The organism is Burkholderia sp. Ac-20345 (assembly GCF_017104825.1).
GTDB classification, from domain to species: domain Bacteria; phylum Pseudomonadota; class Gammaproteobacteria; order Burkholderiales; family Burkholderiaceae; genus Burkholderia; species Burkholderia lata_B.
This window is the reverse complement of sequence record NZ_JAAGPO010000030.1, coordinates 1-21,564: the sequence shown is the minus strand read 5'-3', so window position 1 is coordinate 21,564 and position 21,564 is coordinate 1. Positions and strand designations below refer to the sequence as shown.

Sequence of the window (21,564 nt, the reverse complement as noted above, 5' to 3'; positions counted from 1 at the left end):
TACGATGACGACCGCCATGTCAGTCGCTACGTGCCGACGACGCTCCGATACCGTTTTGGAACCACTATGAAAATAAATGTCGCAATTACGATGAACGTACAACGCGACCCAAATCAGTCGATCTGGTGCAACGGCGCGAATCAGCATTGCGTGTATCTATATATGCTGCTGAAGCAATCGCCGCTAATCGGCAACGTATGGCTCGCACACGATGATGGTGTCACGGAATATCCTCCCGCGCTAATGATGGATGCGTTCGGCAACGCACTGCGGCCGCTGTCGGCGATCATCCATCAGACCGACCTGCTGATCGAGATGAATGCGTTCGTCGATTCCACGCATACGGATGCTATACGCAGGCGAGGCGGGAAATGCGTGTCCTATCGCTTCGGCAACGACTACGTGGTCGCAGTCGAGACGATCAACTTCGACAGAGGAAATTGGCGCCCAAATCCATACCGCGTACAGTTCGATCAGATCTGGACCAACCCGCAGCACATGCACACATGCGCCGCCTACTTCGAGGCCGTCTATCGCGCGCCGGTGATTGAGCTGCCGCACATCTGGTCACCGTACTTCATCGAACGTAGCCTCGACGCCGATCCCCAACTGAAGGCGCGTTTCGGCTACCGCAACCACGGCCCGGCCAAGCGGATCGCATTCTTCGAACCGAACCTGAACGTCGTGAAGAGCGCGATCGTGCCGATGCTCGCGGCAAACGCGTGCTATGTTGAGCACCCCGAACTCGTCAAGCACGTGTATATGACCAACACGTTCGACAAGAAGGAAAACGTCGCTTTCAAGCATCTTGCGCTCGGCCTCGAGGTCGTGCGGGATGGCAAGGCGACTGCCGACATGCGTGGACCGTTCGTCGCGTGGGCCGCGCATCACACCGACATCGTCGTATCGCACCACTGGGAAAACGGCCTGAACTACCTGCTGTACGACGCGCTGTATGGAAATTATCCGCTGGTGCACAATTCGCCGTTCCTGCGTGACGTCGGCTACTACTACCGCGACTTCGAGATATTCGACGCGGCGCGCGCGATCGCGGTCGCCGCGCGGACGCACGACCTGCGCCTCAACGACTATGCAGCAGCAACCCGCCGCTACCTGCATTCCGTCAATGCACTCGCCGAACACAACGTGCGCGCGTACTCCGCACAAATCGGACAGCTGTTCGGGAATCGTTAGCCTTCGATGGGTAAATCAACCGCCTATTCTGGCAGCGCGCCTCGTGCTGCTTCGCGACTTCGACGCTCGACAACTTTGTTGCCGAACATTGCTCGCAAGTGCGACCGTCCGCTTTCGAAGCCACGCATTGTTGAGGGCGACAGCGCTTACGGTCACGACAAATACCACCCGTCCGCTACACGCTGCCGGCAGCGTGACTGAAAATTCCCGACGCGGCGAGCCACATGGCAGACGATTGGGAAAGACACGTTGAGTAGTCGAACACACCATTTCACGGCCCCAGAACTTTCGACGGCGGAGTATCCACCTCGAACGTCTGGCACTCATTCACGAAGTCTTCGCGAACATCGCCGGCAACATCAGCTGATAGCGGAAACTGAAGAACGCCTTGTAAGGCAGGTGGACAACACGTCGCCTTTGCGCGCTAACCGCCACACCGACGTCGCGCACGCTTGAAAGATCATCCGGATTGCGTTCACCACGTGCCGTCACGAAGTCCAGTTTCTGTTGCAGCTCAATGGTCGTCTTCACGTTCAAAATAGTTCGCTGTCTTTTCTTTTAACCGCCCTTTCACAGTCGTCGATGTACTGAACCACCGCATGGCTTCGCACACCGGTAGCGATCATATTATGTAAAATTTGCTGCGCATACCAGATTCGCCGGTAGCGTTCGTACATCACCTTCACGCAAGCGAATTGGCTCAGATCGTAGTAAGCCATCAGCAATTGCATCACCTCGCTGGACGTGAACGAGCGGACGTCGAGCGCGCGGACAATGTCCATCATCGTGTCGTCGTCGACATGTCTCCACAAATTGAACGCCGCGTCAAATCCGAATGTTGGTCCGTCGGGGCGAGCACGTTCATAGGCGAAGCGATCCGCAATCTCAGGGCGCACAAAGCGAATACCGAACTCCGATGAAGGCCGCGGTCGATACATCCGGCAGATCAGGTCATCTTCGTTCATCCCGTCAAGAAGCTCAATCCGCTCATCGTCAAGCGCCCGCAGCAGCTTTGTCGATCGCAAGGAAAATCCTCCGTTTCCGACATTCATGCCGTCTCGATGAAATGGCCAGCTCGCGCCGATATAGTCATAGTCGAAAAACGTCTCACTCCACACCGCGGTGTCCACTACATAGCCGCCCCACTGGACGACAAGAACCCAAGGCGTAACCATATGGTCCAGCAAATGTTTGACCATGAACGCGGAATAGTCCGCTCGTGACTGCAGACAGGGAATCAGCACGGTGCGTGCCCTGGTCGGCACCGTCTCGCGGGTGAAGAGGATCGCATCGGCGAAGCTACATTATGCTGCCGATATGTCTAGCGCACGCGCGGCGAGCGCCGGATGGATCGAGTCGGCCGCACATAGCGTCGCATTGCGCAGATCCACGACCGGATCGCTGTTCACTGTTATTCGAATCATCGAGCTGGTTGATACATGGCTGACTACATGGCAGGTGTCCTTCTGGAATCAAAAATCCTGCAGCGTACGCGAGGTAAAGACCATCCTGTCGAATACCGGCATCCAATCTTTCAGTTCCTCGTTGACCGCTATCGAGGGCGACATTGGTAAGGTACACCGGCTGCCCCATCGTTTCGGCATCGTCGTACTCTGCACTTACCGCAATTTGATTGGTATCGGTACCGCAAACCGGACGTCGAGAAACTCTTGAGTTGCCACGTAATGACGGAATAGCGCAGGTGACTTGGCACGGTCTCGGCCGAATTCGTTTTCCGCGTCAATGTCGACCCATTCGCTTGGGCTCAACGACGGCTTTAGAAATGACGTCGAGGCAGGAAAAGTAGCGCATCTGCCCGAGAATCTTCTGTAGGACCAGTAGGCCCAATCTCGAAGATTTGCCACGCGCGTTGCGACAAACCCACTCCAGTTCTTCGACGTCCAGTGCATAGCAGCCGCACAATTCGAGAGCCGAAAGGATCTTGTGAAGCGAAAATCCGCGAGTAGGTTCAAGAGTTCGGGGAGAAAGTATCAACGGGTCCCAGTTCGCGACAAGAAGAATGCCGGAAAGCCCCACGACTTTCCAACGGTGCGCCTGCGATCACGAAGTCGCCGTGGCTCCGGGGGAAGGAGCGAACATCGGTCGATAAATGCCCAGCATTCGTCGTCAAATACACGATTTGACCATGCGCTTTTTTGTCAAAACGATGAAAAGGCTAACACGATTCATCAAGCGTAAGCAGCCTAATTGTTCATCTTGTTAAAGGTTATTAGGCACGTCTCAGCACACTGGACTGCATATTCGACCGCTCCTGAGCGAGCATCAGCATGGCACGGACCTCAGTGGTCATGCCGAAGAAATGAGCCATCAGGCTGGAATCGTTGTGGAAGAACCATGGCGTATTCAAACCGATCAAGTCCTGTCCAGCGTCAAGATCCCAGTCCAGCCGGCACGTAAGGAGATCGGCGATGATCGTTTGATCCCCACCGCTCGCGTATGTGCTCGATTTGTCCGGCACCGTCTGGATAGCATCAAGGATTTCATTTAGCAACTCGATGTTCCCGCTTGTCTGGCGAAACCCGAGTACGCCGCTATTGACGACCCAGGGCCCGATGTCGTGAGCAACAACGATGTCTCGATTCTTCAGAAGCGGTTCGATTTTCTTTTGTTGATCGACAAAAAGAATGTCCGAGTCGATCCACATCATCCATTCATGACAACACAGGTGCTTTCTTATTAACCAGGGTTTAAGCCATGCACCTGTTACGCCTGGTTCAGCTTCAGCAGGTGTGACGCGATACACATAAAGCGTATAGTTGTTTCGTCTGCAATAGCGCAAAAAATTGACTTCCGCAATCGCACCATACTTGCGGATGTTCGGCGTGTAGTACATGACGATTGCCAACGCTCGCCCGGGGTTGTAAACGCTGAAATCACCCCGACCAACGTCAATCGGCTCCGGAAACTCCATCAGGGGCACACTCTTTTGCTGCCAGTCGTTTACGTGCTCGAATAGCGCTGCACGAAAGCGCGGATGCGTTCCGCAGTATAGAGCAACATCAGACAGCACGAGTACCCATATGTTCGCATATTGCGCCCACGATGGCTGACGTCGCACGTTGCATATTATGGCACAATAATTTCCAGCGAGTTGCATGTACGGAGGCACATACTCCAATTCTGTATGGAGTTCCCGTTCGTCAGCAAGCCCTGCAGTTACTTTGGCCCGTGAGATGAAACCGGAGATCATCGCGCGTATCGTCGCCGTGTTGCGCCAGACCTGGACGGCAACCTGTCTGTCGTAGCCTTCTCCATCAATACTCATCAGGAGATGATCGCGTCCCTCGGCCATGTTTTCGACAGGATACATGCCAAAAAATACACAATCTTCCGACGCACATACTAGAAGCGCCTGCTCCGGCAGTCTCCGAAGATAATGCAGAATCAGCTCATATTTATAGAGAACCCGATGTGCGGCACTCTGAAGACCAACAGTCGACACCTCCGCGTGCTCATACCCCATCCGCGAACAGTAGTGCCGATGATTATTGATCACCTCTGGTTCATTATGTTCGAGAATACTCAGGCAAAGAGTTGTCATCGTAGTGCGCAGAAGGATAATAAATGCCGCCCCGATCTAGCAGATCCACACGATAAATCCGGATGATCGCGCGACGGTCTGCCTGGAGCGTTGCTTCGAGTAACTCAAGAAACTAACTATTCAGCGCCGAAAACGTAACCGAGACAACCCTGCCCCTATTGTTTCTCAGTCATCCGTGTCGGAATGTATAAGGAGTACCATCACCTAACTCAATACTCTGCCGAATCCGCACCTCCAGGTGCGCCGGCTTCAGCGCACTACCGTCCTGCCTGAGAACGGGAACAGACCTGGTGTTAATGCTCCCAATCAGCCCCTCGAGGGAAATGGAATAAGGCTGATAGCCTCTCATGATGAAGATCTGCATGAATTCGCTGCGCATGAACGCCCATCGATCGTGCCATCCGAAATCGTGTTCGGACCACACAGATATGTGGGCCTCCGAATGCTCCATGTCGCTCACGTCGTAATACAGAAATTCCGGCGCGATCACCACGATATACGCGCATCGATACGTCAAAAAATTCAGCAGATCCAATGCGCGAGACTTTGGGATGTGCTCGATACAATCTCCAATTATGGCAAGATCATAGAGTCGATTTCTATAGACAGGATCGGCAACCATATCCGCTGCATCCATAACCAGAACATCATCATATTTCTCGCGCAATCCGTAATCGGCGACGTAGTGCTGGACGATCTCGGTCGCTGTGACATGCGCATCAATGCCGGCCTGACGCGTAAGATCCGCATATTTTCCTTGGCCGGCACCAATGTCGAGAATGGATCGCGGCCCGATCTTCTTCACCATTTCCACATACAATTCGTTGAACACGCTGCAAGAGTTACCCGACATATCTACCCTGTATAAACCAGCTTTGAAAATAATATTTTTGGATCGCACGGCCGATGCGTCGGACACAAGATTCGTCACACGCCATTCACTATCACTCGAGCGTCTCCGCCGACGGCGGACCCAGCGTACCAACCGACGCCATGTCTCCGACCACCAAGGTCCAGAGTTCCTCGAGTCGACGCGCGTAGTCGGTACTGTCAAACAGCGCGTGCCGATCGCGGCTCGATGTCAACCACGCAGTTAGTTCGCGCGCACGACGAGGTGCTTCGATTAGACCTGCCAGGCAGGTTTCATAGGATGTCGGATCATATGCAACAAGATCCGGCAAACCGATATCATGCAATAGCGAAGCCGCAACGCGTGACGCAAAGGTTTCCCCGGCACAAGTCACGACGGGGGTACCGGCCCACAATGCGTCGCTCGTCAACGTATGGCCGCCATAGGGCCAAGTATCAGCCACAACGTCGGATAACGAAAGGCGAGCAAGATGCACCCCTGCGACGTCAGGGCTGGCAAAATGCAGACGCGCTGGATCGACACCTCGGATGCCAGCCTCGAGTCTCAGGTTCGTGCGAACCTCCGCATGCGCGGCGAGTAGCCACAGCACGCATTGCGGATAGCGGCGCAGCAGCGCACACCAGATGTCGAACACCTGTGGAGTAATCTTATAGGACTGGCCGAAGTTCGCTAGCACAAAGGCATCGTCTGGAATGCCGAAGTCCGCACGCGATGCAGTATCGGGAAGTGGGCGTCGATGATCGTTAGGTTGATAGCAACCCGATAATCTGAGTACGCGGCACGGATAGTGGTGCTCCAGGTGCGGTGGAATCACGATTGCATCCGCGATAAGAACGTCGACGAGCGGAGCAGCGATGGGACCCGGGTAGTAGAGCCACGCGATCTGAACCGACGCAACGCGATGAGCGAGAACCTCGACGCCACGGTTGGTAGGTGCCTGAATATAGACGAGAATATCGAGAGACTCGTTCGCAATCAGGGTAGCAATTGCTCGACTATCCATATCGCCCACCGCCACGAAGCGATCGAAAGCGCGAGTGAGGCGCGCTCGCATCGCGTCATTGGGCGGTTCTGGATGCATATCCCACGCAATGTACTCGAAGCGATCTCTGTCATGAGCCTCGATCACCCCAGCCATCAGATAAGCGGTCGCCTGAGAATAGAAATCTTCGCCCAAAAAACCGATGCGAAGACGCCTCGCTGTTGGCGTGCGCAGCATGCTTGCCGTGTTGGGCAATCGGGTGACGCCTATCGTGTCCAATACGAAGCGCGCATGACGTTCGGCACATGCACGCTGAATCGCCGCATCGAAGTAGGGCGAGGCCAGGCTGGTTTCCCCTAGCGCCCATCCTGTATTGAAGTGTGCCATCCCGTGGACGACACGCTGCAGATGATCATAGCGCCGCCAGTCGCAGACTTCAATCGCGCAACTCAATTCCTGGAGCGCTGCATTGAAATCGAACGGTTGGCGTTCACCGATTTGCGCGTAGAGTTTTCTGGCGGCCTCGAACTCCCGTCTCACGTGATGGGTCCGGGCGGCTCCGAATATGGAATCCACGTTCTCGTCAAGCCTTCCTAGTTCGCCCACTGCGCAGAACGTGGGGTCCGATCGATTCAGCAACATATCGAAGCTCATAATAAGTCGACCGTATCGCCCCATGCGACCCGATCGTTGCGGGAGGCAGACCCGGTGTTTTGCGTCTCATAGCGCCGGTATGTCGTCTGCACGAGCCCCCCCTCTCAACTTATTCATTTCGTCAACGTTGGTGCTTCCCATGGCCGCCCTCACTTGCGTACGACGAAGACGATGCGTCGGTTCTCGAATCGTCCGCGTTCGGTCAGATCGCTTGCACGCGGGCGAGATGAACCGTAACCCCGAGCAATCAAATTTTCGGCCGGCACGCCCTCCTGGACAAGAAATGTGCGAACCGCTTCCGCCCGTTTCACAGACAGTTTGAGGTTCGACTCGTTGTCGCCTGTATTGTCCGAAAACGACTGGATCTCCAGGCGCACGATCTGCCTTCTGGCAGCACAGAGGTTCAACAGGTGGGCTGATTCGCGCAAGTTCTCGACTGCCGTTGCGGGTATGTGACCGCTTCCCCTAGCGAAGGTAACCACCTGCATATTGAGCACTCCGTCGAGCGCCTCACACGAAGCGCCATGCACTCGGCCGTCGAGCGCGCGCCTGAACGATGCCGTAGCTTTCGCTCGTTCGCTTTCCAGATCGAATGCAGTGATCTGCCATGACGGACCAAAAATCTCACGCATACGGGGCAGCCAGCGTTGCCGCAGATCAGCCGCCGCCCCGCCCAGTTCGATATGCGTCCCGTCTATCACCACATCTGCACGGGGCACCCGCATTAACGGGATAAGCGCCTGCAGATGGCCCATCCACTGCGCTCGAACCGCTGGATCCACCGTCACATCGGCGGTGAAATTACGGGAACCCATTGATAATCCGACGTCATGTAGCAAGCGCTCTTTGTCATCATCCGTCGCAACGATCGCAGACAACGCAAGCATGCTCATACGACTGACACGAAATGCGAAATGCGAGTATTGCGCGTGCGCGGATGGGAGAGCAGGCCCGGACAACACGGCCGCCGCGGACGCTGGAACCGACGAGACGAGCGCATTCCGTGCGTCACCTGTGATGATTGAGCCCGATATCGCATCGTTCACACTCGTACGGCAGCCGCCCCTCGCCGACCAAGACGGCGGCGATTGTGGGGACGGCCGATCGGGCACCCCGGATACTTGCGCGGTGTGCGCGGAGAAAGGAAGCTGCCAATGGATGGGTATAAGCGCCGCAACCGCGGCCCCTGTCAAGGATGCGACGAATACCACGACCATGGGCCATGTCCTTCGGCCGCGCACCGCATAGGCGCTTCTCGAAACAATCCCGGATAATGACTGTGGATCGACTAGATCGTTATCGCATTCAGGGGGCCATGCTGCACGCTGTTGTTGCCTGCATGCGAGTATACGCAACTGAGCCGGAATCGTGTCGCGGAACGCGTCGACGTCGTCGAATCCAAGCACTCGTGCAAGTCGGTCCGTCAACCGAGACTCGAGTAACGGCCACTGGTCAGCAAGCAACTGCGTCAGATCAGCGGCCATGCGAGCTTCGATAAGCAAATAGTGCTTGAGAACCCCCGACATAATGCTCGTCATCACGGCATTCAACGCAAACGCAGACTGAGCGGGGACACCGGCATGGTCAGCGACAAAGTCACCTAGCTCGCCCATGGATACACCCAAACACGTACGTGCAAATAACTGCCCTGCCGCCTCGAGCGCCCAGAGTCCCGAAGGCGAAGCCAATAGCACTTGAAGCCACTCGGCGATCGCGTCGTTACTGCCCGGCGCCATGACTGCGGCCAGTACTTTCTCCGCGCCGTGGGCAGTCGCGCCAGCTGCCATGACCGCAGCCACGAGCGCTGGTGCCGAGTTGCGCACGATACGACGAAGTGCATCGGTCGAAAGCCCGAATTTCCCGGAGATCTGCTCCAGTACGGAATCTGACACTATCGACTCCAATTCCAGAACGAGATCGACTTGACCGATATCTTTCATATAACCATTTCGGTTCGTGCCTCCACATCAGGGGAACACGCAACGACGCGCCGAACCCGTCGCAACCATCAGCGCGGGCAGACGAGCAAAAAAACGCGCCTTCCCTATCGACTAGGTAAAGCACGAAAACGAGAGAAAGACACACTTGATGGAACAGTGCGTGCCAAGCCTTATTCGACTATATGGGTACTTTCAGATCACTTAGTCATCACGCCGCCGACCATGCCAAATCGACCGTACGGGCACGTCAACGTGCTTTCTGGTTTCTGACACGTATCAGTACCACGAGGCGGCAAACGCTGCACCGGTCACGAGACCCGCGACAAGTCCGACAACCCGGCCGAGGATAGCCTGATTCAAGTCGATGTCCGAAGTGAAGATGTCGCGCCCATGGCGCCATACGCTGCGCTGCAGCATGGGCCCCACGAGCAGCAGCCCAGCCGAAATGCCAGCCGCTACGCCGAAGCAAAGATATGCGCTGCTTTCGCCCAGAAGACCCCACTGGTCGCCCAAATAGGCGATCGCCACGACGACGATCATACTGACGAAAAATCCCAGCAGCACGCCAGAAACGAAGCGTTCGCTCGGATGACTCTCCAGGTTCACACAGTGGCTCGGGCGGCAAGCGAGCGACCGGAACACATTCGACCGCTGCCTCGTTCTCGACGATTGCGTCGATTCGAGCGGCACGTCGTGCGCAACCGCGCGCAGCCTGGGTTGAATCGCGTCGCGAAACTCGACAGCGTTGCAGAACCCGAGCTCAATTGCAATTTCGTCAGTCAGCCGCGATTCGATCAACGACCATTGAGCATCGAGCAATTGCGTCAGCTCGTCGATCGATCCTTGTTCAATGAGCATGTGATGTTTGAGAAGACCTCCCAGGACACCGGAGACCACCGCGGTCAACGCAACGGCAGTCTGAGGTGGCACACCGCACTGATGGACAACGAGGTCCGCAATCTTCGTAATCGACGCAGTGAAACACCCGAGAGCAAACATCTGACCGCTCGCCTCAATCTCCGTCACCCCAATCGTCGTTGCCGACAAGCCTTGCAGTTGCTCGACAATTCGTGCGTTGGTGCGGGTGTCCATGACGGCTGCCATTAAGCGCGATGCACCGTCAGCGGTTGCGCCAACCATCATGAGCGCGGCGACGAACCCTGAGGTGGCAGTCGTCACCGCTCGGTCGAGCACGTCCGGCGCAAGCCCGAACCTCTGGGACAACTGGTCCAGTACGACACCGGAAAGTGCGGAGTTCAATGCCGTAGCAACATTGATATTTTTCATTGGCTGGTTTCTCTCATATCCCCGACAAGTCCGTCGAGATCACGCCTCACCTGTTCCCGGAACGGATCCCACCGCGTAAATTCCGCCGGCCAGTAGAGAGCTTCAACGTCGGGTACCAAGGGCTGTTGTATCGTTCTCTCATCACGCGATTTGGGCATGATTCGGCTGCAGCTCTTCACGCACTTCCCGCCGCGATGGGTGTCGCATCAATATTCGGGTCGCTCTCATTCGCTGAACCCTCAGCGGAAGCTCCAGGTTCCGTAGTGGGACAGTCTCACCCATGGCGCCAGGAAGATTTTCCCCCCGGTATTTCGCCATGAATCGCAGAAGTAATAGTCTTCGGAGATAAGATCATCCTCATTCGAATCGAGCGGACAATGGAAAAACGCCGTGATCCGGTCGCCCTGCGTCACCTGCTCCTGGGACAAGAGGATTTGACGGTTCCGGTAAGTGTCGAGGCGACCGGAATGCGTGAGCGTCATGAAGACCGATCTGCGCACCAACATGAAGCCCGTACCGGCACGGCGAATTTCGATCAACGGCTGATCCCGGATACGGCTAACGTCCACTAGGCCATCCATTCCATGCACGAAGGTCGACCCCGCATGCTCGTCGATGTTGGTGGCGCCAGCCTGGACCGCGGCACGCACGCGGCCCCATTCGATATGCTTGCGCGAGTATGCGCCGCAGACAAAATCGACGTCGAGATCCAAAAGGCGCAGTACGTCTCGCGGTTCAAAGCCGATGTCGGCATCCACCATCAAGATGTGTGTGATGTCTGGCGCCTTGAGAGCCCAATGCAGCAGGACATTCCTGGCTCGTTGAACAAGACTCTCGTTGGATACCGTATAGAAATCGAATGGAACGCCGGCCTCGGCTAGTTGTCGACCGAGGTCGACCATTCCGACACAGTAGTTGGCCATGCAGGCGCCACCATACATCGGCGTAACGATGGCCAGTTTCACCGGCTGCCGGGCCACGCCGGCATTCTCACTCATTGCGACCTCCGCACCGGGGTACCACGCGCTGCAGGACGGCAAGAAATCGACGTGCCGGCTCAATCGAGCGGAACATGAAAATTCCCCGGTCCGCGGTGCCGCGCAGGTCGAGCGCAACGACCTGGATGTCCGGATCGACCACATTCAGCGGGGTGCCCGGTGCAGGTTGCCTGCCGCTGGAAGAATATGACACTGCAGCCATCGTCGTGATCTGCATGCGCGTAACGTCAGTCAACCGTAAGACCGACCGATGGCTAGCGGAGGGGGCGCTATCACGCTGACGCATGACGCGCGTAACGATCGTACACGCCGAAGTGTCGACGGAACTCTGATCCTCGACGTGAATGAATGAACTCCGGTGTGCGGGTCTTCCACCTGACGCCGGGTATGAAATCGAGAACCTCACGTCGCCCTGGTCGTCGATCAATTCCTCGAGCATACGTGCATCGGCCGACGGAATCGGAACGCTACCGGCTGCGGCTTCCAGCGTCCCCACGTCGTCTGGAGAGGCATGAATGCCAGCGCTCAACGTGATCAGCACGATACCGGCAATGGTATAGAGTCGATTGTTCATTTGTTACGTGTTCCTGGTATGTTGGCCTCTGAAACCACTCGTCCATACGACGTCGTGCCAGCGGCGCACTGTCTTCTTCCCCAACCGAGGGTGCGGATATCTCGTGCTTTCCAATTCCCGGATTGCCATTCCGTCGATTGTCGAATCGCCGCTACTCCTCTTGATTCGCACGCACTGCACGCGTCCTGCATCGTCCAGCAACAATTGCACATGCACCTGGTCGATTCCACCGTGCCCATGCCCAATTCGAGCCAGCAATTTGTCCATCAATCCCATTCCCCTCTATATCCTCGACTGGTGCTTTACTCGCGAGTAGCAGTCATCATGCTGAAGCGAGATCAGATAGTGGTTCAGCTCGGTCGTGCCGCGAACGCATCCTCGGCAGGTTCATGTCTCTCCGCTTCACCGGAATCCCCGGCATTCACCCGAATCGCGATATTCCACTGGACGTGACACTTTTGTCCTGGAAGAGCCAGTGCGCGCAGCATCAAACGGTTACCGGAGCACACCGACAGGCTGGCATTCTGTGGAACCTGCAACGGGTAGGCGATGCCGTCCCGTGCTACCTGGGCGTGCACGCACGACGGCTGCCCGGATAGGTGCGTCACGTTCAACTCCAGCATGCCCCCGGCACAAGTGGAATCGAACTCGATCTCGTGAGCTCCCCAAGCGCTGATTGACAGCCCCGCAGCACCCGGCGCCACATCGCCGATAGAAATCGCAACGTCACGAAAGCGATCGACGCGTGCTGCAATCGGTTCGAGTCCCAACTCACGGAAACGCGAAAGCTGCAGGCCTGCCAGATCAATCGGCGTCAGCACATCCATCCCGTCTGGAACCGGTAGACTCAGTCTCGCGCCTTGCTCGAGAGCCGCAGCGTGGTGGCGCGTGAGATAGCGCCACCTGTTCAGGTGGAATCGCACATCACCCGTCATGTGCAATGCACGCACCAGCTTGCCGTTATGTTCGAACGACACCGAACCGATTCCCAGATCATGACGCTCGTGCAAGCCCCACTTGCTCACGAAGTTCTGTTCGGGTCCGAGCAGGCTCACGCCACCGGCGGCGCCCCACAAATGCAAAAAGGTCGTATCAAGGCCGTAGATGGAAACAAAGTCTTCATTAATCCGGGAAACACAGTCACGAACGTAGCTCCCGAATCGCTCCCAGGCCGTGCGTCGCCCCACCACCAATCCGGCCTGCAGCGCACCGCCCAGCCGTTCTATCAATTGCCCGACGCACTGCTGTGCGAGTTCCTCACGACGCGGGCCGGTCAATGGATCCGTAATAAACGTGCAGAAAAGCGGATCGGGCGCCACATACACACATCCGTCGTCAACAACCTGCTCGAACACGTCGAAACCCGGCCCGGGAAACCAGATATCGGCGTCATACAGCGCGACCGCTTCGATGCTGGGATCATCGGCGATCACGCGCGCCGCGGACGTGAATCGATCGTAGGCCAAGTCACCAATCTCGACGGACTTATAGAGTTCGATGCCCTCTCCGCGCAGAATTTCCTGTTTACGTGCGCTCAGGCCATATCCGATCACTCCGAGGCGTCCGGTATAGTCCGTCGCACGAAGCGAGAGAATGAAGGGAATCAACATCTCGTACCACGCCTGATCGTTATCGTCGATCGCGACGAGAACCAGGATTGAACCGCTCTCACATACGGCAGCAGAATCAGTCATTTCAACACAATCCTTGATAAGTAGTATGGCGAATGATTCGCAGCGGAAAATTATTCATGGCATCAACGTGCCGACTTCTCTATCGATGCGCGTGCACATCACGCACGCATAGCCGTCGGTAATTCGGTAACGGAACTCGCCACATCACGCGCATCATCGCAACACGCTAGACAACGCGGGCGAGAGACCGTTACCGGGTACCACCTCCGGCCTTTTGCCACTGTTTGCGTCCAACGCAGCGGCCGACGACGCCGCTGCCGATGCTGCAACGGACGCCGTATGGACAACCGGGATGTCGACTGCTGCCGTGGAAGGCACACTCACGTGTGGAGGTAACGCGATGCCCATCGACTTGCATATGGCCCTCACTGACTGTGACGGCATGGGCAAGACGCCCCAATATACGAGCGCATACGTTGCGATCGTCATCGTTGCAGCGCCTGTCATCAAACCGGTTACCAAGCCTCGGCGTGCAGATATAGCCGCCCCCGTGTTCGCACCGCGCTCTCCGAGATCGGCGCGACTCAGGTTCGGTTCCTCCGAAGCATCAATGACAGATGCATCCTGCTGCAGTCTCCGGTGTGCATTGGAGATGGCCTCAACGAACTGACTCCGCTGCTCGAATCCCAACGCGCTGGCTAGGCCATCATCCACCTGGTCGGCCATTGCGGGCCAGTGCGGCATCAAAATGCGCTGCATGACATCCGCGTCACTTGTCGGTTCCAACAATACATGACGTTTAAGTTGTCCAAAAAGCACTGCAGAGACGATACCGGTCCAGGCGCGTGTCGCTTGCACCGGCACCCCGGTGCGGGCCGACACGATATCGCTGAGCCCTGCGGGCTCGCCTCCCATGGCCATCGCCAGAGCGGCAAACCCTTCAGCTTCGAGCTTCTTGAGCGCCATGGTCGTTGCCGTCAGTTCACCCAATCGTTCGATTACCCGAGCATTCACCTCCGGAGACATGACAGCGTCGAGCAACGCGCGATGCGACTCTATGCACCGGGAAATAAGTGCGATGGCAAGCGCCGTTCCGGTTTGGCGCGTCAGTTCGACAAGGATAGCCTGAGACAATCCGAACTTTGCGCCAAGCTGCACGAGGACAGGCCCTGAAAATGCTGCAATGACCTCGTCAATGGGGCGGCCAACGGCGTCGACGATATCAAAGGTCATTCTCGCAAGTGTGTTGCAACGGGTTCCAATCTGCATTTCGGACGTTCGCAACCTTCATTGAGTGGCTGGCGAAGTCACCAATTGGTCGAGCAATGCGTCGTATACGCGAACAACATCGGGGTTGGTGGCCAGATAAGCTCCAATCACGTCTCTCTGCTTCTTTCGGTAAGCTTCCCAGCTTTCGTCGTGATGACGTACCGCGCGGACGAGCTGGCGCGCACCCTCTTCGATGTTGTTGTCCGGATAAAAATATCCTAGGTCGCGACATAGATGAGCATTGTGAACAAGCGGATATCCTTGCCAGCAAACATCAAAATAGAAGTAGTTCAGTGCCAGCCCCCATTGATGCGAAATCACGATGTCGCTGTGGTTCGCCAGGAATTGAGGCGTATCGAAGCGGCCGAGGAAAGAGGCTCGATGTGTACGCACCATATCGAGTGTATGGGCGATGCTTGCGAACATCGCGCTGTACTTGGCCAGGTGTTCCGAATTGGTCACATTCAGATAGCCGATCTCTTCACCGATTTGCCGAAAGGCGCAGTCTGCGATCAACATCGGATAAAGGCAGAACTTCAACACGTCGAAGTTTGGCTCCATGACCGTCAGCCGGCGTGGCCCTACCCGCGGGCGGTAAGTCCCGCCATCGGGCAACCCGGACGCTTGCGCTTCCAGACACATCGGATCCCAGACGAACGGTACAGCGCGGACCGGCTTCCGGCGCAAGGTCGAAAAGAAGTGCCAACTGGTCTCGACGATCTGCGGAATCACCCAAATCTCGTCATATCCTTCGTTGATAAATATCCCGCCGTCGCCACGCGAGAAAATCATGGCCTCCATGTTCTGCACGTATTCAGGTCCGCAGCAATAGCTGACGATCCGCGTTCCACTGGCCCTCAGCCAAGCGGTCTGTTCAGCGCTGATCTGTCCACCGAGTTCGATCAGCACGTCCAGTTCATCTTTCACGTCTGTGAAGGAATAGGTCGGGAACGTTTTTTGATCCCACGGCAGTGAGTTCGTCACGTGAACCGTTGTCGTGTTGACGAGCATTACCCGGTGACCACGCGGCGACTGGCTGAACATTCGCGCGAGATAAAGCGCATTCTGCTTGATACCGTTTACCCATAAGCTCTCGCCCTCTTCGCGTAGACCGATCGTGATGCCGATGCGCAATCCGCGGCGCTCAATCTGGCTCGAGAAGTCGAATTTCGTGGTGAGGATATCTTTCATGTATGCAGTCATTCAATCATTCATCAGGGCGAGCCCGGCCAGCTGTAATCGACTTGCCGTCGCAGGATCAGACAAGATGGCGGAGTCTCGACCAGCGTGACCGTTTCGGTTGGCCGTGCCGGCGTCGTATATACAGTTACCGATCGCACGAGCGCCGTCGCGCGGTATCCACGTAATTCGCTGTTCGCCACGTTGCGGCACGGTGTCGCGGCACTAGAAACCCGTTCGACCAGAATCGCGCAGTTGCCACCCTGCATGGGCGCCGTGGAGAGTGACAGCAGTGCGGAAGCTCCATTGAATTCCAGTCCGGTCAATGAGAAAAGCGGGCCCTGATCTGGGCGAAGATGGTCCCAGTCGATGACGATGTCGTGCTTGATCGTTCCAGTGAGCGCGCGCGACGAAACCTGATTCACTGCGGATAGGCAGCGTTTCACACCCACTTGCGCCGCCGCCTGAGCAAGCAGATTCTCTGGCGAGGCGGGCATGTCCGGCACCAATGACTGTGAGGAAATCGGCTGGGCATAAATCCCCCGCGACATGCACTCGATCAGATTCACGACGATAAACAACCGGTGAAGCCGCCGCCACATCGGGTACGGCATATGCCGTGCTGCGTTCATGCTCGATACTCCGTCCTGCGGGGTTCCAGTTCCAACAGAGCCTGTGTGTAGGTCAGCACGTTCTGGTCAGATTCCGGATCCAGCATGTCTAGAAACTCACGAGCGGTTCGTCGATAGTCGTCGAGCCGCATGTCGTGCTCCAGAAAGGCCCGCCGCAAAGCGCCTGCTCCATCATGGCAGTCGAAGTCACGATAGCGATAACCGCATTGCCCAATCAAGTCAGAGTTATGAATCAGAGGAAAGCCACCGTATAGTGCTTCGTAATACAAATAGTTCTGTGCGTTCTCCCAGTGATGCGCGACAATTGCGTCGGCTTCATTTCCCATTATCTGGAACACTGGAAAGCGTCCCTCGAAGGTTCCAATACCGTGGCGGATCAGATCAAGTCCTCTGGCAAAGTTCACAAAGGCAGGGTTGTTGATGAATCCGTGCGTGTTGTAGACACGCAGATACTGAATCATGCGCGGATCGGCGCGGTGTGCCAAATCGGCAACGAGCATGGGGACGAAACTCGTCTTTACCATGCACAGATTGGGCTCCATGATTGCCAGGCGCCATTTTCTCCGTCCGGCCACGTAACCAAATTCTGTATGCCCGGCTGCACGCAGCGTCTGCTCGACAAGCATCGGACTCCACAGGTGCTGCATGACGCGAACGGGGGCGCGATGCGCACTTCGATAGTAGTCGGCACAGGTGTGCTCGAATGCGGGTAACGTCCAGATCACGTCGTATGGCGTTCCGGATATAACCATCCCGTGCTGCTTGCCGAACATCGTGCGTTCGATATCGATGCAGTAGTCGTTCGCGACTCGCATGCCCACGACTCGTCCGCCGCGCGAGCGAAATTCTCGAGCCCAGTCCGGACTGAGCTGCGCGCTCAGCTCGATGACAATGTCGAGCTGTTCCATCGCCGTCGCGAGGTCGATCACCGGCACCGGCGCGAGCGCCAGAAAATCGCCGGCCTGAGCCGGATCGCCATCACCGCCGTTGACGATAAACGCCGATTCGATAGCGGGCGAGCGCGCAAGCAACTGGGTCAGAAAGAAGCAATTCTGGAATATGCCGTTTTCCCAAAGTGACTGTTGCCCCTGCCGCACATACAGTGTCACGCCGACTTTCAAATTGCGTCTGCTCATACTCAACACGAGCCTCCCCTACGAGCATCGTGAAGGGCTAGCAACAGCAGCGTATAGGCTCGCTTGTTATCCTCAGCATCAGGCGCGAGTTCCACGAGGAACTCGCGTGCGTCACGCTGATAAGTGGGAAGATTTTCCCTGTGGTGGCATGCAGCATGAAGCAGTTGGAGTGCGCCGGCACTCGCCTTGAAGTGCGGATAGTAGTAGCCGACTCGACCTCCCAGCCACTCGGAATTGTGGATCAGAGGATAGCCGCCATAGAGCGCATCCATGTACAGGTAGTTCTGATCGTTGTGCCACTGGTGACTCACTACTGCGTTGGCGTGCTGAGCCATGTAGGCCGGGAAATCGTGGCGGCCCTCGAATAGCGCACGCCCCGCTTTGACGATTTCCAGCGAGTTGGCGAGATAATTGAAGGTGGGATGGTCGGCCATATGAATGCTGTTTAGCACCCGCATACTCGCGATCGCGGACGGGTTGCCGCGATATGCTTCATCGCACACGAGCATCGGGATGGCACAATTCTTCACCACCGAGATATTGGGCTCGAAAATGGCCACATTCAGCGGCACCGAATCGGTTGCGCCCTCTGACGTATTGAAGCCAAATTGCAGCCCGTGCTGCTCGAGCGTGGCGATGCGTCGATCAATAAACTCGGAACTCCACAAGTACGGCACCTCCACGACCGGACAGCGATGGATCGCCTCGAGCATGCCCGTAAACCGTCTGTCCTTGGGCAAAATCCAGACCATATCGCACCGATCGGCTCGAGCCGCATATCCTCCCTTGGAGAACAAAATCGGCTCGATGAGCGCTGCATAGGGTTGCCCGCAAGCCAGAAATACGACCTTTACCCCGCGCGCGCGCATGTAGTCGAGCCATTCGACATCGAGGCCGCCCGCCATCTCGATTACGACGTCTACGTGTTCCGTCGCATCGCGCGGCTTCATCACTCGCAGCCGCAGATCGCCAAGGACGACGTCGTCCGGCATCACGCCCTGGTCACCACTATCTAGCAGGACAACGTCGCGCACGAACGACAATTGTTTGAACAACCTCGACAAAAAAATCACGTTCTGACCGAGGCCGTTCTCCCAGATGTTTTGCCCCGCATGTGTGAGTACCGATAAGCCGATCCTCATCTGTTGTTCCTCATTAATTTGATATCTCGTTGCCATCAGCAAATGGCGTGGGACAGTTCATTCGTCTGTCGACGGACTCCTTCGCCGAGTGCGAGGTCGGCTGACCTCGCACCCGATACGCGCCAGCCTGTCGGACACTCCATTACCACTGATACGACACGCCGGCTCCATACACACTTCCCGAACCTGAGATGCTTGCACCGCCCTTGATTTTCAGGTTCTGCGTGACACGCGCGCTGAAGCCGATCGCCATGGCCTGATAACCCTGGTAGCTGGCCGTGCCGATCCCCATCGCAAATTGCTTACCGGGATCGACCTCGGGAATCATCCCGAGCGCCGTCGCCCCCGCGATACCCGCATATGCCAGACGCGCCGTGTGGTTGACAGAACCCTGTACGCTTTGGAGCTGCGACACGTTGACCGCATCCGTCGGATTCACGCCTGCCGCCACGTTGGTGATGCGGCGCTCGTTGCCCGGCGAACCTATGGAGATCGTGTTGTCCTCGCTAGCTATCGAGTTCGCACCGAGTGCCACCGAATTCGCCCCCGTTGCCGTCGAGAAGGCCCCGAGTGCCACTGCGTTGGACGCCGTCGCAGTGGCGGACGCACCAAACGAAGCCGCGTTATTACCCGATGCCAGCGTATTGGCACCCACGGCAGTGGTCGGGTCGGCCGTCGCATGTGCGTTGAAGCCGATTGCGACGGAACCTGCAAAGTCGGCGACCGAGCGATACCCGACGGCCGTCGTGTTGTCACTCTTGGCCTGCGCGTACGCACCGAATGCAGTTGCCCCCGTGGCACTCGTCGTCGATGTGCCTGCCGATGCGCCCAACCCCAGTGCCGTCGTATCGATACCGTTCGCAATCGTGTTGCCGACCACGGACACTGTCGACAGCGTGCTACCCGATGGGCCGAATGTTTGGAGCGTACCGTTAGCGCCGCCGCCTTCCACGCTCATCCCGAGCGTTGCCCCCTGACTCGCGGCCGCGGCGTTAGTCGCAGCGAGCACGCTCAAGCCGCTCGACATAGTCGACAGGCCCGTAGACAGCGACGTGAGCCCCGTGGTCGTCGACGTGGACAACGTCGAGGTGCTAGCGCTGACCACGCTGACCGCAGTCGACAACGAAGCCAGCGAAACGCTGGATCCGCCGCCAGACGAATTGGGGATCGACGATATGTTGCTGTTCATCGTGCTCAGGCCTGTCGAAACCGACGCGATTTCGCTCGCAATCACCGTCGACAGCGATGTGAGCTGACCCACGTTGACCGCGTCGGTGGTATTGGTTCCTGCCGCGACGCCCGTGATTATCCCGCTCGAAAGGATCGTCACGCTGCCCACCGACAGATTGCCCCCGACGGAGACATTGCCGGTCGTAGTAATGGTGCCGGTACTGATGCCCGTCGAGATCGACGTGACAGTCGACGAAAGCGACGCAGACAGGCTCGAGAAATTCGATGTCGTGGTGCTGACCGCACTGGACAGCGACGTGACGGTGCTGCTGGTTGTGCTCAGCCCCGTGGACAACGACCACACGCTGCTGTTCGTCGTGCTCAGGCCCGTCGAGATCGAGCTCACCGAACTGTTGGTCGTGCTCAGACCCGTCGACAGTGACGACACGCTGCTGGTCGCCGTGCTCAGGCCCGTCGAGACCGACGTCGACAGCGACGAAACCGTGCTGTTCGTCGTGCTCAAGCCAGTCGAGATCGAGCTCACCGAACTGTTGGTCGTGCTCAGACCCGTCGACAGCGACGACACGCTGCTCGTCGTCGTGCTCAGGCCCGTCGACACCGACGTCGACAGCGACGAAACGTTGCTGTCCGTCGTGCTCAAGCCCGTCGAAATCGAACTCACCGAGCTATTGGTCGTGCTCAGACCCGTCGAGACCGACGAAACATTACTGTTCGCCGTGCTCAGGCCAGTCGAGATCGAGCTCACCGAACTGTTGGTCGTGCTCAGACCCGTCGACAACGACGACACGCTGCTCGTCGCCGTGCTCAGGCCCGTCGACACCGACGTCGACAGCGACGAAACCGTGCTGTTCGTCGTGCTCAAGCCAGTCGAGATCGAGCTCACCGAACTGTTGGTCGTGCTCAGACCCGTCGACAGCGACGACACGCTGCTCGTCGTCGTGCTCAGGCCCGTCGACACCGACGTCGACAGCGACGAAACGTTGCTGTCCGTCGTGCTCAAGCCCGTCGAGATCGAACTCACCGAACTATTGGTCGTGCTCAGACCCGTCGACAACGACGACACGCTGCTGGTCGCCGTGCTCAGGCCCGTCGAGACCGACGTCGACAGCGACGAAACCGTGCTGTTCGTCGTGCTCAAGCCAGTCGAGATCGAGCTCACCGAACTGTTGGTCGTGCTCAGACCCGTCGACAGCGACGACACGCTGCTCGTCGTCGTGCTCAGGCCCGTCGACACCGACGTCGACAGCGACGAAACGTTGCTGTCCGTCGTGCTCAAGCCCGTCGAAATCGAACTCACCGAGCTATTGGTCGTGCTCAGA

The 21,564-nt window shown here is 57.3% G+C and carries 20 protein-coding genes and 1 pseudogene; 5 read left to right on the top strand and 16 right to left on the bottom strand.

The window, feature by feature from the left end:
• Positions 1-66: 66 nt before the first annotated feature.
• Positions 67-1,194, top strand: coding sequence for a DUF2827 family protein (locus tag G3O06_RS13900; protein ID WP_205816384.1), 1,128 nt, complete (start codon positions 67-69; stop codon positions 1,192-1,194).
• Positions 1,195-1,299: 105 nt separating this feature from the next.
• Positions 1,300-1,561: pseudogene (locus G3O06_RS49030) on the top strand (IS5/IS1182 family transposase); the annotation flags it as partial.
• On the opposite strand, the gene G3O06_RS13895 reads toward G3O06_RS49030, so the two are convergent.
• Both G3O06_RS13895 and G3O06_RS13890 read right to left on the bottom strand, forming a co-directional pair.
• Positions 1,522-1,725 (bottom strand): hypothetical protein, encoded by a 204-nt coding sequence (locus G3O06_RS13895; RefSeq protein ID WP_205816383.1) that lies wholly within the window; start codon positions 1,723-1,725, stop codon positions 1,522-1,524. The pseudogene G3O06_RS49030 and the gene G3O06_RS13895 sit on opposite strands and share 40 nt — an antisense overlap.
• A gap of 2 nt (positions 1,726-1,727) precedes the next feature.
• Complete coding sequence (locus tag G3O06_RS13890) at positions 1,728-2,438, bottom strand: DUF5672 family protein (RefSeq protein ID WP_346779515.1); 711 nt, start codon at positions 2,436-2,438, stop codon at positions 1,728-1,730.
• 1 nt (position 2,439) lies between these two features.
• Between G3O06_RS13890 and G3O06_RS13885 the strand changes: the two genes are divergently transcribed.
• Positions 2,440-2,868 (top strand): hypothetical protein, encoded by a 429-nt coding sequence (locus G3O06_RS13885; protein WP_205816381.1) that lies wholly within the window; start codon positions 2,440-2,442, stop codon positions 2,866-2,868.
• Between the two features lie 556 nt (positions 2,869-3,424).
• Here G3O06_RS13885 and G3O06_RS13880 read toward each other — a convergent pair.
• The 4 genes from G3O06_RS13880 to G3O06_RS13865 all read right to left on the bottom strand — a co-directional run bounded on the left by G3O06_RS13880 (position 3,425) and on the right by G3O06_RS13865 (position 9,203).
• On the bottom strand, positions 3,425-4,756 hold the full coding sequence (locus tag G3O06_RS13880; protein WP_205816380.1) for a hypothetical protein: 1,332 nt from the start codon (positions 4,754-4,756) through the stop codon (positions 3,425-3,427).
• A gap of 169 nt (positions 4,757-4,925) precedes the next feature.
• Positions 4,926-5,675 carry a class I SAM-dependent methyltransferase gene (locus tag G3O06_RS13875; protein ID WP_205816379.1) on the bottom strand — a complete coding sequence of 250 codons (750 nt, stop codon included), beginning with the start codon at positions 5,673-5,675 and terminating at the stop codon, positions 4,926-4,928.
• Positions 5,676-5,700: 25 nt separating this feature from the next.
• Positions 5,701-7,263 carry a UDP-N-acetylglucosamine-peptide N-acetylglucosaminyltransferase gene (locus tag G3O06_RS13870; protein ID WP_205816378.1) on the bottom strand — a complete coding sequence of 521 codons (1,563 nt, stop codon included), beginning with the start codon at positions 7,261-7,263 and terminating at the stop codon, positions 5,701-5,703.
• A 149-nt stretch (positions 7,264-7,412) separates the two neighbouring features.
• Positions 7,413-9,203 (bottom strand): OmpA family protein, encoded by a 1,791-nt coding sequence (locus G3O06_RS13865; RefSeq protein ID WP_205816377.1) that lies wholly within the window; start codon positions 9,201-9,203, stop codon positions 7,413-7,415.
• Between G3O06_RS13865 and G3O06_RS13860 the strand changes: the two genes are divergently transcribed.
• Positions 9,186-9,473: a hypothetical protein gene (locus G3O06_RS13860; RefSeq protein ID WP_205816376.1), complete on the top strand. Its 288-nt coding sequence runs from the start codon at positions 9,186-9,188 to the stop codon at positions 9,471-9,473. The two genes, G3O06_RS13865 and G3O06_RS13860, sit on opposite strands and share 18 nt — an antisense overlap.
• Before the next feature lie 6 nt (positions 9,474-9,479).
• Here the strand turns inward: G3O06_RS13860 and G3O06_RS13855 are convergent, their stop codons facing one another.
• The 10 genes from G3O06_RS13855 to G3O06_RS49025 all read right to left on the bottom strand — a co-directional run bounded on the left by G3O06_RS13855 (position 9,480) and on the right by G3O06_RS49025 (position 20,063).
• Complete coding sequence (locus G3O06_RS13855; RefSeq protein ID WP_205816375.1) at positions 9,480-10,490, bottom strand: DUF937 domain-containing protein; 1,011 nt, start codon at positions 10,488-10,490, stop codon at positions 9,480-9,482.
• Between the two features lie 239 nt (positions 10,491-10,729).
• Positions 10,730-11,488, bottom strand: a complete 759-nt coding sequence (locus G3O06_RS13850; RefSeq protein ID WP_205816374.1) for a hypothetical protein — start codon at positions 11,486-11,488, stop codon at positions 10,730-10,732.
• On the bottom strand, positions 11,481-12,062 hold the full coding sequence (locus G3O06_RS13845) for a hypothetical protein (protein WP_205816373.1): 582 nt from the start codon (positions 12,060-12,062) through the stop codon (positions 11,481-11,483). The genes G3O06_RS13850 and G3O06_RS13845 overlap by 8 nt, the downstream gene beginning before the upstream one ends.
• Positions 12,063-12,412: 350 nt before the next feature.
• Entirely contained in the window at positions 12,413-13,756 is a 1,344-nt protein-coding gene (locus G3O06_RS13840; RefSeq protein ID WP_205816372.1) for a hypothetical protein, read from the bottom strand.
• A 153-nt stretch (positions 13,757-13,909) separates the two neighbouring features.
• A complete protein-coding gene (locus G3O06_RS13835; RefSeq protein ID WP_205816371.1) occupies positions 13,910-14,965 on the bottom strand; it encodes a hypothetical protein in 1,056 nt (351 codons plus the stop codon).
• An 18-nt stretch (positions 14,966-14,983) separates the two neighbouring features.
• Entirely contained in the window at positions 14,984-16,156 is a 1,173-nt protein-coding gene (locus tag G3O06_RS13830) for a DUF2827 domain-containing protein (RefSeq protein ID WP_205816370.1), read from the bottom strand.
• A 23-nt stretch (positions 16,157-16,179) separates the two neighbouring features.
• Complete coding sequence (locus G3O06_RS13825; protein WP_205816369.1) at positions 16,180-16,776, bottom strand: hypothetical protein; 597 nt, start codon at positions 16,774-16,776, stop codon at positions 16,180-16,182.
• Positions 16,773-17,912, bottom strand: a complete 1,140-nt coding sequence (locus tag G3O06_RS13820; protein ID WP_205816368.1) for a DUF2827 domain-containing protein — start codon at positions 17,910-17,912, stop codon at positions 16,773-16,775. Before G3O06_RS13820 ends, G3O06_RS13825 begins: the two co-directional genes overlap by 4 nt.
• A gap of 2 nt (positions 17,913-17,914) precedes the next feature.
• Positions 17,915-19,054 carry a DUF2827 domain-containing protein gene (locus G3O06_RS13815; protein ID WP_205816367.1) on the bottom strand — a complete coding sequence of 380 codons (1,140 nt, stop codon included), beginning with the start codon at positions 19,052-19,054 and terminating at the stop codon, positions 17,915-17,917.
• Between the two features lie 142 nt (positions 19,055-19,196).
• Complete coding sequence (locus tag G3O06_RS49025; protein ID WP_346779519.1) at positions 19,197-20,063, bottom strand: YadA-like family protein; 867 nt, start codon at positions 20,061-20,063, stop codon at positions 19,197-19,199.
• A 292-nt stretch (positions 20,064-20,355) separates the two neighbouring features.
• Here G3O06_RS49025 and G3O06_RS49010 point away from each other — a divergent pair.
• Positions 20,356-21,564: hypothetical protein (locus G3O06_RS49010; protein WP_346779521.1), on the top strand; the 1,209-nt coding region annotated here is incomplete at its 3' end.